Annotated in this window: 12 protein-coding genes; 3 read left to right on the top strand and 9 right to left on the bottom strand. The window is 71.5% G+C overall.

The features are described from left to right. Positions 1-294 precede the first annotated feature (294 nt). From pgl to tkt, 5 genes are read right to left on the bottom strand one after another with little or no spacing between them, the layout of a single operon-like run. Complete coding sequence (gene pgl, locus ACWEFL_RS16070) at positions 295-1,077, bottom strand: 6-phosphogluconolactonase (RefSeq protein ID WP_451712343.1); 783 nt, start codon at positions 1,075-1,077, stop codon at positions 295-297. After that, positions 1,074-2,183, bottom strand: a complete 1,110-nt coding sequence (gene opcA / locus ACWEFL_RS16065) for a glucose-6-phosphate dehydrogenase assembly protein OpcA (RefSeq protein WP_451712340.1) — start codon at positions 2,181-2,183, stop codon at positions 1,074-1,076. Before opcA ends, pgl begins: the two co-directional genes overlap by 4 nt. After that, positions 2,180-3,712 carry a glucose-6-phosphate dehydrogenase gene (gene zwf / locus ACWEFL_RS16060; RefSeq protein WP_451712337.1) on the bottom strand — a complete coding sequence of 511 codons (1,533 nt, stop codon included), beginning with the start codon at positions 3,710-3,712 and terminating at the stop codon, positions 2,180-2,182. The genes opcA and zwf overlap by 4 nt, the downstream gene beginning before the upstream one ends. Before the next feature lie 6 nt (positions 3,713-3,718). Next, on the bottom strand, positions 3,719-4,837 hold the full coding sequence (gene tal / locus ACWEFL_RS16055) for a transaldolase (RefSeq protein ID WP_451712335.1): 1,119 nt from the start codon (positions 4,835-4,837) through the stop codon (positions 3,719-3,721). 34 nt (positions 4,838-4,871) lie between these two features. Next, on the bottom strand, positions 4,872-6,959 hold the full coding sequence (gene tkt / locus ACWEFL_RS16050) for a transketolase (protein WP_451712333.1): 2,088 nt from the start codon (positions 6,957-6,959) through the stop codon (positions 4,872-4,874). Positions 6,960-7,438: 479 nt separating this feature from the next. On the opposite strand from tkt, the gene ACWEFL_RS16045 reads away from it, so the two are divergent. The 3 genes from ACWEFL_RS16045 (at position 7,439) to ACWEFL_RS16035 (ending at position 10,210) form a co-directional block, all read left to right on the top strand. Next, positions 7,439-8,413 carry a heme o synthase gene (locus ACWEFL_RS16045; RefSeq protein WP_451712330.1) on the top strand — a complete coding sequence of 325 codons (975 nt, stop codon included), beginning with the start codon at positions 7,439-7,441 and terminating at the stop codon, positions 8,411-8,413. 161 nt (positions 8,414-8,574) lie between these two features. After that, on the top strand, positions 8,575-8,940 hold the full coding sequence (locus ACWEFL_RS16040; RefSeq protein WP_451712327.1) for a hypothetical protein: 366 nt from the start codon (positions 8,575-8,577) through the stop codon (positions 8,938-8,940). Between the two features lie 91 nt (positions 8,941-9,031). Continuing rightward, a complete protein-coding gene (locus ACWEFL_RS16035) occupies positions 9,032-10,210 on the top strand; it encodes an amidohydrolase (protein ID WP_451712326.1) in 1,179 nt (392 codons plus the stop codon). Positions 10,211-10,298: 88 nt separating this feature from the next. On the opposite strand, the gene ACWEFL_RS16030 is transcribed toward ACWEFL_RS16035, so the two are convergent. The 4 genes from ACWEFL_RS16030 to ACWEFL_RS16015 form a co-directional block, all read right to left on the bottom strand. Beyond that, complete coding sequence (locus ACWEFL_RS16030; RefSeq protein ID WP_451712609.1) at positions 10,299-11,267, bottom strand: COX15/CtaA family protein; 969 nt, start codon at positions 11,265-11,267, stop codon at positions 10,299-10,301. Positions 11,268-11,292: 25 nt separating this feature from the next. Next, positions 11,293-12,510 (bottom strand): hypothetical protein, encoded by a 1,218-nt coding sequence (locus ACWEFL_RS16025; RefSeq protein WP_451712323.1) that lies wholly within the window; start codon positions 12,508-12,510, stop codon positions 11,293-11,295. 158 nt (positions 12,511-12,668) lie between these two features. Continuing rightward, positions 12,669-13,460, bottom strand: coding sequence for an ABC transporter permease (locus ACWEFL_RS16020; RefSeq protein ID WP_451712320.1), 792 nt, complete (start codon positions 13,458-13,460; stop codon positions 12,669-12,671). 100 nt (positions 13,461-13,560) lie between these two features. After that, positions 13,561-14,484: an ABC transporter ATP-binding protein gene (locus ACWEFL_RS16015; RefSeq protein ID WP_451712318.1), complete on the bottom strand. Its 924-nt coding sequence runs from the start codon at positions 14,482-14,484 to the stop codon at positions 13,561-13,563. Positions 14,485-14,549 lie beyond the last annotated feature (65 nt).

The following is a 14,549-nucleotide window of genomic DNA, read 5'->3' as shown; positions in this document are numbered from 1 at the left end:
CCGGACCTTCCCGCTCTCCGGCAGGACGGGCGTCACGGCCCGTACACCGTCACGGCCCGTACACGGGTCGCGCCAAGGCACCGGCCGCCCGGCCGGACCGCCCCCGGCTACTCCCGCGTCCGCGTACGACTCCGCCCGGCCAGCCCGATGACGGAACCGCCGACGGGCGCACCCGAGCCGCCCCGCCGCAGACTCCCGCGTCCGCGCCCGCGTACGCGCCCGCGTACGCCTCGGCCCGGTCCGCCGGGATCGACGGGACCGGGCCGAGGCGCACGCGGAGTGACCTCGCGCCTCTCAGGGAGAGGCCGGAGGGTACAGATCACGCGGCAGTTCGGACGCGGCGGGCGCGTCGAGGAGCCAGAGCGTCCGGGTACGGCCGTACGCCCCGGCCGCCGGAGCCTGCACTTCGCCCGCGCCCGACAGAGCGATCCGCGCCGCCTTCGCCTTGTCCTCGCCGGCCGCCAGCAGCCACACCTCACGCGCCGCCCGGATCGCCGGCAGCGTGAGGGAGATACGCGTCGGCGGCGGCTTCGGCGCGCCGTGCACGCCGACCACCGTGCGGTCCGTCTCCCGTACCGCGGGCAGCTCCGGGAAGAGCGACGCGACATGGGTGTCCGGCCCGACGCCGAGCATCAGCACGTCGAAGGTCGGCACCGGGCCATGGTCCTCGGGCCCGGCCGCCGCGGCGAGCGCGGTCGCGTACGCGGCGGCCGCGGCCTCCACATCGTTGCCGTACGGCCCGTCCGACGCGGGCATCGGGTGCACCCGTGCCGGATCGACCGGAACATCGTCGAGCAGGGCCGCACGGGCCTGGGAGACATTGCGTTCCGGATCCCCCTCCGGAAGGAACCGCTCGTCGCCCCACCACAGATCGAGGCGGTGCCAGTCGATGGCATCACGCGCGGGGGAGGACCCGAGGGCGGCCAGCAGCGCGTTGCCGTTCCGGCCGCCCGTCAGGACCACCGACGCCGAACCGCGCGCGGCCTGCGCGTCCACGATCTTGGTGATCAGGCGGGCCGCCGCGGCCCGCGCCATCAGCTCCTTGTCGCGGTGGACGACCAGCTGGGGTGCGCTCACTTGGACGCCGCCCTCTTGGCGGGGGCCTTCTTGGCGGGGGCCCGCTTGGCCGGAGTCTTCGCCGCCCCGGACTTCGTCCCGGTCTCCGAGGCCGTCTGCGCGGCGACGGCCGCACCCGGCCCGCCCGAAGGCGCGCCGACGACTCCCTCGGATGAGCCGCCCGCAGAGCCGCCCGGCGCGCCGTCGCCCAGCCGGTCGACCCCGTACCGCAGGGCCGAGGCGTAGGTGTCGTCCGGGTCGAGCCGCCGCAACTCCTCCGCGATCAGCTCCGAGGTCTCGCGGCGCTTCAGCGCGACGGCCCGGTCCGGCTGGCCCGCGATCGACAGGGTGGCCAGCGAGCCGTCCGCGCGGTCCAGCACGATCCGGCCGCAGCTCGACTCCAGCCGTACGGCTGTCAGTCCGGGGCCGGTCGACTGGGTGCGCCGCACCGGCACCTTCAGCCGGTCGGCCAGCCACATGGCCAGCAACTCCACGCTCGGATTGAACTCCTCGCCCTCCACCTCGACGGCGGTGACCTCGCACCTCGCCTGGTCCAGCGCCGCCGCGAGCATGGAGCGCCACGGGGTGATCCGGGTCCAGGACAGATCCGTGTCGCCGGGGGTGTACGCCTCGGCGCGCGCGGTCAGCTCCCGGATGGGCTGCTCGGCCGCGTAGGTATCGGTGACCCTGCGCTGCGCCAGCGCGCCCAGCGGGTCGGCTGCGGGGTCGAGCGGCGCGTTCACCGGCCACCAGACGACCACGGGGGCGTCCGGCAGCAGCAGCGGGAGCACGACCGACTGGGCGTGGTCGATGACCTCGCCGTAGAGCCGCAGCACGACGGTCTCACCCGTGCCGGCGTCCGCGCCCACCCGGACCTCGGCGTCCAGCCGTGCTTGCGCGCGGGCGCGCGGGGTCCGGGAGACCCGCTTGATCACCAGGAGCGTGCGCGAGGGGTGCTCGCGCGACGCCTCGCTGGCGGCCTTCAGCGCGTCGTAGGCGTTCTCCTCGTCGGTGACGATGACCAGGGTGAGGACCATGCCGACGGCCGGGGTGCCGATCGCCCGGCGTCCCTGCACCAGCGCCTTGTTGATCTTGCTGGACGTGGTGTCCGTAAGGTCGATCTTCATGGCCGGCGCCAGCTCCGTCCGTCTCGTGCGAGCATTTCGTCCGCCTCGACCGGCCCCCAGGTCCCGGCAGGGTACTGCGCGGGCTTGCCGTGCTTGTCCCAGTACGCCTCGATCGGGTCGAGGATCTTCCAGGACAGCTCGACCTCCTCGACCCTCGGGAAGAGGTTGGAGTCGCCGAGCAGGACGTCGAGGATGAGCCGTTCATACGCCTCGGGGCTGGACTCGGTGAAGGACTCGCCGTAGGCGAAGTCCATCGAGACGTCCCGTACCTCCATCGAGGTCCCCGGCACCTTCGAGCCGAACCGCATCGTCACGCCCTCGTCCGGCTGGACCCGGATGACCAGGGCGTTCTGCCCCAGTTCCTCGGTGGCGGTGTGGTCGAAGGGGGAGTGCGGGGCGCGCTGGAAGACGACCGCGATCTCGGTGACCCTGCGGCCGAGCCGCTTGCCCGTACGCAGATAGAAGGGCACACCCGCCCAGCGGCGGTTGTCGATCTCCAGCTTTATGGCCGCGTAGGTGTCGGTCTTCGACCGGGCGTTGATGCCGTCTTCCTGGAGGTAGCCGACGGCCTTCTCGCCGCCCTGCCACCCGGCCGCGTACTGGCCGCGGACGGTGTCGACGCCCAGGTCCCTCGGCAGTTTCACCGCGCCGAGGACCTTGGTCTTCTCCGCCGCGAGAGCGTCCGCGTCGAAGGAGGCGGGCTCCTCCATCGCGGTCAGCGCCAGGAGCTGGAGGAGGTGGTTCTGGATGACGTCACGGGCCGCGCCGATGCCGTCGTAGTACCCGGCACGGCCGCCGATGCCGATGTCCTCGGCCATGGTGATCTGCACATGGTCGACGTACGACCGGTTCCAGATCGGCTCGAAGAGGGTGTTGGCGAACCGCAGCGCCAGAATGTTCTGAACGGTCTCCTTGCCGAGGTAGTGGTCGATACGGAAGACCTCGTTCGACGGAAAGACCTCGTGGACCACCTGGTTCAGCGCCATGGCGGACGCCAGGTCGTGTCCGAACGGCTTCTCGATGACCGCGCGACGCCAGGCGCCTTCCTTCTGGTCGGCCAGGCCGTGCTTCTTGAGCTGCTGCACGACCTTGGGGAAGAACTTCGGCGGCACGGAGAGATAGAAGGCGAAGTTGCCTCCCGTGCCCTGTGCCTGGTCCAGCTCGGCGATCGTCTTCTTCAGCGTCTCGAACGCGTTGTCGTCGTCGAAGTCGCCCTGGACGAACCGCATTCCCTGGTTGAGCTGCTGCCAGACCTCCTCGCGGAAGGGGGTACGGGCATGCGCCTTGACGGCGTCGTGGACCTCCTGCGCGAAGTCCTCGTCCTGCCACTCGCGGCGGGCGAATCCGACGAGCGAGAAACCCGGCGGCAGCAGCCCGCGATTGGCCAGGTCATAGATGGCGGGCATCAGCTTCTTGCGCGACAAATCGCCCGTGACGCCGAAGATGACCAGGCCCGACGGCCCCGCGATACGCGGGAGCCGTCGGTCGGCGGCGTCACGAAGCGGATTGGCTTCGCCTGTACCGGACAAGGGTGGTCAGCCTTCCGATGGTGCGAGGCGCTTCAGCTCGGCCTCGGTCGAGTTGAGCAGGTCGTTCCAGGACGCCTCGAACTTCTCGACGCCCTCCTCCTCCAGCAGCCGTACGACATCGTCGTAGGCGATGCCGAGCTTCTCCACGGCCTTCAGTTCGGCACGCGACTGGTCGTAGGTGCCGCGAACCGTGTCCCCGGTGATCGCCCCGTGGTCGGCGGTGGACTCCAAGGTGGCCTCCGGCATGGTGTTCACCGTGCCCGGCGCGACCAGCTCGTCGACGTACAGCGTGTCCTTGTACGCCTTGTCCTTCACACCGGTCGAGGCCCACAGCGGACGCTGCCTGTTGGCGCGGGCCCGGTCCAGCACGTTCCAGCGGTCCGAGCCGAAGACCTCTTCGTACGCCTCGTACGCGAGCCGCGCGTTCGCCAGGGCCGCCTTGCCGCGCGCCGCCTTGGCCTCCGGAGTGCCGAGCGCGTCCAGGCGCTTGTCGATCTCCGTGTCCACCCGCGAGACGAAGAACGACGCCACCGAATGGATCTTCGACAGGTCGAGCCCGCGCTCCTTGGCCTTCTCCAGACCGGCCAGGTACGCGTCCATCACCTCGCGGTAACGCTCCAGCGAGAAGATCAGCGTGACATTGACGCTGATGCCCAGACCGATGGTCTCGGTGATCGCCGGCAGACCCGCCCTGGTGGCCGGGATCTTGATCAGCGTATTGGGACGGTCCACCAGCCAGGCGAGCTGCTTGGCCTCGGCGATCGTCGCCTGAGTGTTGTGCGCCAGCCGCGGGTCGACCTCGATGGAGACCCGGCCGTCCTGGCCGTCCGTGGCGTCGAAGACCGGACGCAGAATGTCCGCGGCGTCCCGCACATCCGCCGTCGTGATCATGCGGATGGCTTCCTCGACGGTCACCTTCCGGGCCGCCAGCTCCTTGAGCTGCTGCTCGTAGCCGTCGCCGCCGCTGATCGCCTTCTGGAAGATCGACGGATTGGTGGTCACGCCCACCACATGCTGCTGGTCGATCAGCTCGGCCAGATTCCCGGACCCGATCCGCTTCCGCGACAGGTCGTCGAGCCAGATCGCGACGCCTTCGTCGGAGAGGCGCTTGAGTGCGTCTGTCATGAGAGTTGCATCTCCTACTCGTCGTATACCGACGTCAGCGTGCGGCGGCTTCCAGAGATTCCCGCGCGGCCGCGGCGACCGCATCGGCAGTGAACCCGAACTCGCGGAAGAGGACCTTGCCGTCCGCCGAAGCCCCGAAGTGCTCCAGCGAAACAATCCGGCCCGCGTCGCCGACGAAGCGGTGCCAGGTGAGACCGATCCCGGCCTCGACCGCCACCCGCGCCCTCACGGCCGGCGGCAGCACCGAGTCCCGGTACCCCTGCTCCTGCTGCTCGAACCATTCCACCGACGGCATCGACACCACACGGGTGGGCACACCGGCGGCCTGGAGCTGCTCCCGCGCCTCGACGGCGAGCTGCACCTCGGAACCCGTACCGATCAGCACGACCTCGGGAGCGCCGCCCTCGGCCTCGAACAGGACATAGCCCCCACGGGCCGCGTCCTCGTTGCGCGGGTACGTCGGCACACCCTGGCGGGTCAGCGCCAGACCGTGCGGCGCGCCCACACCGAACTCCTTGGTGTAGCGGCGGAGGATCTCGCGCCAGGCGATCGCGGTCTCGTTGGCGTCGGCGGGGCGCACGATGTTCAGCCCCGGAATCGCGCGCAGCGACGCCAGATGCTCCACCGGCTGGTGGGTCGGGCCGTCCTCGCCGAGACCGATCGAGTCATGCGTCCACACATACGTCACCGGCAGATGCATCAGCGCCGAGAGCCGCACCGCGTTGCGCATGTAGTCGGAGAACACCAGGAAGGTGCCGCCGTAGATACGGGTGTTGCCGTGCAGCGCGATCCCGTTCATCACCGCGGCCATCGAGTGCTCGCGGATGCCGTAGTGGATCGTGCGGCCGTACGGGTCGGCCTCCGGCAGCGGGTTGTCCGCGGGCAGGAACGACGACGTCTTGTCGATCGTCGTGTTGTTCGACCCCGCGAGGTCGGCGGAGCCGCCCCACAGCTCGGGGATGACCGCGCCCAGCGACTGGAGGATCTTGCCCGAGGCGGCACGGGTCGCGACGCCCTTGCCCGTCTCGAAGTCCGGCAGCCTGTCCTCCCAGCCCGCGGGCAGCTCGCCCGCGCGGATCCGGTCGAACTCCGCGGCGCGCTCCGGGTTGGCCGTACGCCACGCGGCGAACGTCTTCTCCCACTCACCGCGCGCCTCACGGCCGCGGTCCAGCGCCTCACGGGTGTGCGCGAGGACCTCGTCGGTGACCTCGAAGTGCTTGTCCGGGTCGAAGCCCAGGACCGACTTCGTCGCCCTGACCTCGTCCTCGCCGAGCGCCGAGCCGTGCGCGGCCTCGGTGTTCTGGGCGTGCGGAGCCGGCCAGGCGATGATCGAACGGGCCGCGATGAACGACGGACGCCCGGTCTCGGCCTGCGCCGCCTTCAGGGCCCGGAACAGGCCCTCGGGGTCGAGGTCGCCGTTCTCCTTGGGCTGGACGCGCTGGACGTGCCAGCCGTACGCCTCGTACCGCTTGAGCGTGTCCTCGGAGACGGCCGTCTCCGTGTCGCCCTCGATGGAGATGTGGTTGTCGTCCCACAGCAGCACCAGATTGCCCAGCTTCTGGTGACCGGCCAGCGAGGACGCCTCGGCCGCGATGCCCTCCTGGAGGCAGCCGTCACCGGCGATGGCCCAGATGGTGTGGTCGAACGGCGAGGCTCCGGCGGCGGCGTCCGGGTCGAACAGGCCGCGCTCGTAGCGGGCGGCCATCGCCATGCCCACCGCGTTGGCGACGCCCTGGCCGAGCGGCCCGGTCGTCGTCTCGACGCCGGTGGTGTGTCCGTACTCAGGGTGACCGGGGGTCTTGGAGCCCCAGGTCCGGAACGCCTTCAGATCGTCCAGCTCCAGCCCGTACCCGGCCAGGTACAGCTGGATGTACAGCGTCAGCGACGAGTGGCCGGCCGAGAGGACGAACCGGTCCCGGCCGGTCCAGTCGGCGTCGGCCGGATCGTGCCGCATGAGCTTCTGGAACAGCACGTACGCGGCGGGCGCGAGGCTCATGGCCGTACCGGGGTGGCCGTTGCCGACCTTCTGTACGGAATCCATGGCCAGGACGCGGACGGTATCGACGGCCCGCTGGTCCAGATCGGTCCACTCGAGGTCGGTTGTGGTCGGCTTGGTGCTCACCCTGGGTCAGGGCTCCTCTCCACATGTCTCCACATGTCATACCCCGGTGACGATGGAGGCACCGGGCGTTGTCGAGCCTACCCTTGGGACAACGCGCGGAATTTCGAGCGCTGTCCCCATTGTCTCTTTCCTGGCCCCTTTTCATATGGGTGTCCGGCACACCCCGGCGGACACGCGGGTGACCGGCACACTCCGGCGGGCATACGGGTGTCCGGCACACCCGGCGGAGAGCCGGACAGAGCCAGCGTGCGGCCGGGAACGGGAGTCCGCCTCCCGGCACGGCCGTTCGCGGGCAGTGCGCAGGCCCGTTCGTGGAGGTGTACGCGCCGCTCGCGCCGACCGCTCAACACGATCCCACCCCCGTGCGGGGCGCGAGATGGGCAGCCTCTAGAGTGGCGTGGTACGCGCAGGTCTTCACCGGGCCTTCAGTAGTGCTGTCATACGTCCGGGGCCTGCTGGAATCTCTGTCAGGGGTGTGCGTGACGGCCGTCGAATCCCGTCCGGCGGGTGGGGGCTCAGCCCGTGCCCGCAGGTCCATGAGGGAACTCGGGACGAACCCTGGCGACCGGCCCTTCGGGGCCCGCCTCAAGGCGTTCGTGGCGCTGACCAAGCCGCGGATCATCGAACTGCTGCTCATCACCACAGTGCCGGTGATGTTCCTCGCCGCGCAAGGGGTACCCGATCTGATGCTGGTGCTCGTCACCTGCGTCGGCGGCTATCTCTCCGCCGGTGGGGCGAACGCGCTCAACATGTACATCGACCGCGACATCGACGCGCTGATGGACCGCACGTCGCAGCGTCCGCTGGTCACCGGCATGGTCTCGCCGCGCGAGGGCCTGGTCTTCGGCCTGAGCCTCGCGGTCGTCTCCACGCTCTGGTTCGGGCTCCTGGTCAACTGGCTCTCCGCCTGGCTCTCGCTCGGCGCGCTCCTCTTCTACGTCGTCGTCTACACGATGATCCTGAAGCGGCGCACCTCGCAGAACATCGTCTGGGGCGGTATCGCCGGCTGTATGCCGGTACTGATCGGCTGGTCCGCCGTCACCGACTCGATGTCGTGGGCCGCCGTCGTCCTCTTCCTCGTCATCTTCTTCTGGACGCCGCCGCACTACTGGCCGCTCTCGATGAAGGTGAAGGAGGACTACGCCCGCGTCGGCGTCCCGATGCTCCCGGTCGTCGCCTCCAACCGGGTGGTGGCCCGCCAGATCGTGGTCTACAGCTGGGTGATGGTCGGCGTCTCACTGCTGCTCACCCCGCTCGGCTACACCGGCTGGTTCTACACGGCGGTGGCGCTGGCGACCGGCGGCTGGTGGCTGTGGGAGGCCCATGCGCTGCAGGCGCGCGCCAAGGCGGGTGCGACGGGCGGCAAGCTGAAGGAGATGCGGCTCTTCCACTGGTCGATCACCTATGTCTCGCTGCTGTTCGTCGCGGTCGCGGTGGATCCCTTCCTGAGGTAGCCGAACCCGGACGAGTCCGGGGAAAGGGCCCGCGCACGTCCGGGCGGCGGGCCCGGCGATTTCCGCGTTGCCGCGGTTGATGGGGTGTGGACCCTCCAGTGGCCGACGCCACGATCACCCGCCATGGCCACGGGCCGGTACCCGTAAGTAGCATCACGCTCATGGCAGACACCAAGCAGGCAGACGACCGGCAAGCGGACACCGGGCGGGCGGACGACAAGCGCGCGGCCCGCCGGACCGCCAAGCTGGCCCGTGAGATCACCGCCTTCTCCAAGGCCCACGGCGGCGCCGAGGGACAGCTCGCGTATCTGGGCCAGATGGGCACCCGCATCGTGCTCGTCGGCGAGGACGGCGGCTGGGGCGACCTGGTCGCGCCCAGCCACGACATCGCCGCCGCGGCGGCCGAGAAGGCCGGCCTGACGCTCCACGAGTCCTTCGACGGCGACTTCGCGGCCAAGGTCCGCACCGGTCCGTACGAGTGGACCCGCATGGCCGGTATCCAACTCGGTGGCCCGTCCAACGGCTGACCAACACCTCACCGGGGTGTCACCCGTTAGGTCTGTGGAACCGCGAAACCCGTCGGCGACGCGGAATCACAGCCCACGACCGGGAGCCCGGATGATCGACACCCCGTCCCTCGTGGACCAGTACTGCCACGGAGTGCTCCGTACGGAGCTGGGGCTCGGCACCTTCGAGGCGTATTTGGGCCGTACGGGCGGGCCGCCCGCGCCGGGCACCACCTTCTTCGACACCCAGACGGGTTTCGCGGTACGCCGCTGGTGCCCGCCCCTCCTCGGCCTGGAACCGCACTGTCCGCCCGCGCTCTATCTGGCGCGGCGCCGGGAGCTGGGGGTGCTGGAGACCGGCAGAAGGCTGCTGCGGGGGAGCGGGATCTCCACCTATCTCGTGGACACCGGGCTGCCGGGAGATCTCACCGGACCGCGCGAGATCGCGGCGGCGGGCGCGGCCGAGGCGCACGAGATCGTGCGCCTCGAACTCCTCGCCGAGCAGGTGGCCGACACCTCCGGCACGGTCGAGGGCTTTCTCGCGAACCTCGCCGAGGCCGTCCAGGGGGCCGCCGCGTCCGCCGTCGCCTTCGCCTCGCTGCGGGCGGTACGCCGAGGGATCGCCCTGGATCCCGAGCCGCCGGGCCCCGGCGAGGTCCGCGGGGCCGTCGGCCGATGGCTGGCCGGACGGCCGGTCGGCGCCGAACTCACCGATCCGGTCCTGGTCCGGCATCTGCTGTGGATCGCGGTCGGCTCGGGACGGCCGCTCCAGCTCCATCTCGGCGTCGAGGACCCGGCGCCGCTGGCGGGATTCGCCGCCGCGACCGCCGGGCTCGGCACCGACCTGGTGCTGCTGAAGGGCTATCCGCACCACCGGCAGTCGGCCCTGCTGGCGAGCGTCTTCCCGCATGTGTACGCCGACCTGGGGCCCGCGCTCGCCCATACGGGCGCGCGGGCCGCGGCCGTGCTGGCGGAGATCCTGGAACTCGCGCCTTTCGGGAAGGTGCTGTACTCCAGCGGCGCGCGCGGGCTGCCCGAACTGCATGTGGTGGGCGCGCGGGTCTTCCACGAGGCGCTCGTCCGGGTCCTGGGCGGCTGGGTCGGCGACGGCGCGTGGTCCCGTACCGACGCGGACCGGGTCGCCGGAATGATCGCGGCGGGCAACGCCCGCCGGGTGTACGGGCTCCCGGACCCCCGGCACACGGGGAACCCGCACAACGCGATGGGGCACAGGGCACTCGGCCGCACGGGTTCGGGGCCCGGCGCGTTCGCGCGGCCGGGGTACATCTGAAGGTAGGCCGGAGGCGGTCCGGGCCCTGCGGTCGGCGGGACCCGAGCCCGGCCGGAGCGCACGGCACCGACCGGACTCCGGGCCCGGATCAGACCCGGGTCAGCGCGGGGTCGCTCTGGGCGGGGATCTCCGGCGACGCCGACGGGCGCTCGCGCATGCTCAGCGCCAGCCGCACGACCGCGACCCACATCAGGGCGGAGCCGAGCATATGCAGGCCGACCAGGATCTCCGGAACGCCGGTGAAGTACTGCAGATAGCCCACACCCCCCTGCGCCAGCAGCACGACCAGCAGATCGCGGGAGCGCGCACGCACGTCGGCCGGAGCGTCGACCACCCGCAGCACCAGCCACATCGCGACCGCCAGCGCGCACACCACCCACGCGGAGACGGAGTGGATCTGCGCGGCACCGACCCAGTCCCACGGCATCCGCGGCACATCGCTGCTGTCGCCCGCGTGCTTGCCCGAGCCGGTCACGGCGGTGCCCAGGACGATGACGAGTCCGGCGGCGATCACGATCGCCCAGGACAGTTTGCGGACCGGACGCGGAACGCGCGGCCGTGGCGTGGCGTCGCCCTCGCCCGCCCGGTGCCAGGTGACCACGGTGACCGTGAGAAGCGCGTTGGCGGCGAGGAAGTGACCCGCGACCGTCCACGGGTTGAGCCCCGCCCACACGGTGATGCCGCCCAGGACGGCGTTGCTCACCACGATCCAGAACTGGGCCCAGCCGAGCCGGGTCAGTGAACGCCGCAGCGGCTTGGTGGCGCGCGCCGCGATGATGGTCCAGCCGACGGCCGCCGACAGGACGTACGTCAGCATCCGGTTGCCGAACTCGATCGCCCCGTGCAGCCCCTGCTCGGGTGTGGCGAAGAGGCTGTCGTCCGTGCACTTGGGCCAGGTGTCGCAGCCGAGGCCGGAGCCGGTGAGCCGGACCGCGCCTCCCGTGACGATGATGATCACGCTCATCACGACGGCGGAGAGGGCGGCGCGCCGGAGGATTCCCGGAGCGGGCGTCCAGCGCTTGGCGACGAGGGCAAGTGGAGTCTGCACGGACTCAATCGTAGGGCGGGCCTTGTGCAAGTTTTCACGAGGGGGGTGTGACTTTGCCCGGTGCGGGTGCCGGCGCCGGTGCGATGTCCTTGCGTGCGGATGAGCCGGCGCGCGGGACCGGGTCGGGAACGCCGGCACCGGCTCGGGCGACAGGGGCGCCGGACTGAGGAACATGGGTACGCCGGAACCGCGAGCGGTCCAGGTGGCCCTCCTCCTCCCACCACACGGCGACGCGCCAGTGCACCGGCTCCGGCGGCCGGTCGGGCGCGTTCAGAAAGGCGTCGGTGAGGTCCTCGGCGACCGCCGCCGCGCTGCGGTCGGTGACCGCGTCCATACCGCGCCAGGGAAAGGCCATCGGGGTCCAGGGGGAGCCCTCCGCGTCCCGTGTGTCGAACCGCCACACCGCGCGCCAGGACCGCGCCCGCAGAATCCGCCGTACCTCCGCCGCGTCCAGCCGCAGCCCGCGGGCGATCTCCTCCGGCTCCACGCCCTCGATACGCGCGGCCACCACCGCGAGCGGCAGCAGCCTCTCCGGCAGCAGTCCCTCGGCGCGCAGCCGGGTCAGTCCGTCCGCGAAGGAGCAGTGGCGCAGCCGGCGCTGCAACTGGTCGCCGAGGTGTTCCAGCACCGCCGAGTGCAGCGCCTCGCGCCCTCCCGTGCCCGGCCCCGCTTCCTGGAACCGGCGCTCCGCCCGTACGGCCCAGGCCGCGGCCTCCACCGGATCCCCCAGCTCCTCGAGCCGGTCGCCCAGGTAGGCGTAGGACTGCGCCAGACCCTCCCGGTTCCGCGGGTCCGATCCGTCCAGCCGCTCCCAGACCTCGATGGCGCGGCGGGTCGCCGCCAGCGCCGCGAGCCCGTCGGAGCGGTCGGCCGGGCAGGGCCGGTCGCCGTTCGACCGGAACGCGTACAGCGGCAGCCCCAGCTCGTCGCTGAGCGGCTGGGCCAGATAGACGGCCTGGCTGGTGAGCGCCTCGGCGTACCAGCGGGCGTGCTCCGGATCGTGCCGGGCCGGTTCGGCACAGCGCCGTACCGCCTCATGGGCGGCGGTGAGCGCGTTCGCGCGCCGGCCGGCGTCGAAGTGGTGCCGGGCGAGATCGGCGTACCGGAGGCTGAGTCTGGCGGAGAACGAGAGATCGTCCTCGGCGTGCGGGGTGAGCGCGGCGATGAGGTCCGTCAGCAGTCGCACCCGCTCGCCCGGCGGCAGCCCGGCCCGGCCGGCTCTGACCTTCGCCCACTCCGCGTCCAATCGCATTGCGGCGGTCCGCTCCATGGTGGCCTCCCACGCGCTGATCTTGGCAGGCTCATACTGGCGCGTGGGTCAGTACCTATGGAAGACGGCGGTCGTGATCCACACCCAATGGGGGACGCGCGCGTCAACCGCGAAGCGGAGCGGCTGTGGAGCGGCGGCGGTCACTCCCAGCGGAAGAAGCGCGCCGCCAGGCCCAGCCCGAGCACCGCCCAGACGGTGAGCACGCCGAGTTCGCCCCAGGGCATCGAGGCGCCGTGCTGGAGAACGTCCCGCAGCCCCTCCGAGAGCGCGGAGATCGGCAGCAGCGAGAGCACCGACGCGACGCCGTCCGGGAACCGGTCCAGGGGCACGATGACCCCGCCGCCGACCAGGAGCAGCAGAAAGACCAGGTTGGCGGCGGCGAGCGTCGCCTCGGCGCGGAGCGTTCCGGCCATGAGCAGCCCGAGTCCGCTGAAGGCGGCGGTGCCGAGGACGAGCAGCAGCAGTACGGAGAGCACCGAGAGCGAGCCGCCCTGCGGTGACCAGCCGAGCCCGAACGCGATGGCGGCCAGCAGGAGGACCTGAAGGATCTCGGTCGCCAGGACGGAGAGCGTCTTGGCGCACATCAGGGCCCAGCGGGGAAGCGGGGACGCGCCGAGCCGCTTGAGCACCCCGTACCGGCGTTCGAAACCGGTCGCGATGGCCTGTCCCGTGAAGGCGGTGGACATCACGGCGAGGGCGAGCACCCCCGGCGCGAGGAAGTCGACCGCCTCGCCCGAGCCGGTCCCGGTGCCGGGGAAGTCGACGATGTCGACGGTCGAGAACAGGACGAGCAGCAGCGAGGGGATGACGACGGTGAGCAGCAGCTGCTCACCGTTACGCAGCAGCATTCTCGTCTCGAACACGGCCTGCGCCGCGATCATGCGCCCCAGGGGCGCGGCCCCCGGTCTGGGCGTGTACGTACCGGCAGTCATCAGCGCGGCTCCTCGCCGGTCGTCTCCGGGCGGTGCGGTTCACGGGGACACCCCGGCGGACGGCGCGGACCCCGTCGGCGGTGTGCGGCTGTTCCGGTCATCAGCGCAGCTCCCTGCCGGTCAGCTCCAGGAACACGTCCTCCAGGGTGTGGCGCTCGACCGAGATGCCGTCCGGCATCACTCCGTGCTGGGCGCACCAGGAGGTCACCGTCGCCAGGAGCTGCGGGCCCACCTCGCCCGATATGCGGTACGCCCCCGGGGTCAGCTCGGCGGCCTCCGTGCCGTCGGGCAGGGCCTTGAGCAGGGAGCCGACGTCGAGACCCGGGCGGCCGAGGAAGCGGAGGGTGTTCTCCGCGCCGCCGCGGCAGAGCTGCTCCGGGCTGCCCTGGGCGATCACGCGTCCGGCGTCGATGATGGCGACGTCGTCGGCGAGCTCCTCCGCCTCGTCCATGAAGTGGGTGGTGAGGACCGTGGAGACACCGTCCGCGCGCAGTTCGCGCACCAGATCCCAGGTCGAACGGCGGGCCTGGGGGTCGAGCCCCGCGGTGGGCTCGTCGAGGAAGACGAGTTCGGGGCGGCCGACGACGGCGAGCGCGAGCGCGAGCCGCTGCTGCTGGCCGCCGGAGAGCCGCCGGTAGGCCGTACGGCCGCAGCCGCCGAGGCCGAGGCGCTCGATCAGCGTGTCCACGTCCAGCGGATGCGCGTGCAGTCCGGCCATGTGGCGGAGCATCTCGTCGGCGCGGGCGCCGGAGTAGATCCCGCCCGACTGGAGCATCACGCCGATGCGGGGGCGCAGCTTTCCGGCGTCGGAGACGGGATCGAGGCCGAGGACCCGGACCGTGCCGGCGTCGGCGCGGCGGTAGCCCTCGCAGATCTCGATCGTGGTGGTCTTGCCGGCTCCGTTGGGGCCGAGTACGGCGGTGACCCGGCCCGGGGGCACGTGGAGATCCAGGCCGTCCACGGCTGTCCTGGACCCGTACCGCTTGACCAGGCCCCTGATTCGGACGGCGGACTCGCTTTGCATGCCGGAAGTCTAGGCGGGCGCGTGAGGGCCCCCGGCGCGGCCCCCGCGAGTCATGCCCGCGACGG

Source organism: Streptomyces sp. NPDC004838, assembly GCF_053600955.1.
Note: the sequence above shows the minus strand (reverse complement) of the source record. Positions and strands in the feature narration are given on the sequence as shown.

What these genes read in the sequence shown, in the direction of transcription:
- opcA (WP_451712340.1), bottom strand. Translation starts at nt 2,183, where the DNA reads ATGAAGATCGACCTTACGGACACCACGTCCAGCAAGATCAACAAGGCG.
- tal (WP_451712335.1), bottom strand. Translation starts at nt 4,837, where the DNA reads ATGACAGACGCACTCAAGCGCCTCTCCGACGAAGGCGTCGCGATCTGG.
- ACWEFL_RS16040 (WP_451712327.1), top strand. Translation starts at nt 8,575, where the DNA reads ATGGCAGACACCAAGCAGGCAGACGACCGGCAAGCGGACACCGGGCGG.
- ACWEFL_RS16035 (WP_451712326.1), top strand. Translation starts at nt 9,032, where the DNA reads ATGATCGACACCCCGTCCCTCGTGGACCAGTACTGCCACGGAGTGCTC.
- ACWEFL_RS16025 (WP_451712323.1), bottom strand. Translation starts at nt 12,510, where the DNA reads ATGCGATTGGACGCGGAGTGGGCGAAGGTCAGAGCCGGCCGGGCCGGG.
- ACWEFL_RS16020 (WP_451712320.1), bottom strand. Translation starts at nt 13,460, where the DNA reads ATGACTGCCGGTACGTACACGCCCAGACCGGGGGCCGCGCCCCTGGGG.
- ACWEFL_RS16015 (WP_451712318.1), bottom strand. Translation starts at nt 14,484, where the DNA reads ATGCAAAGCGAGTCCGCCGTCCGAATCAGGGGCCTGGTCAAGCGGTAC.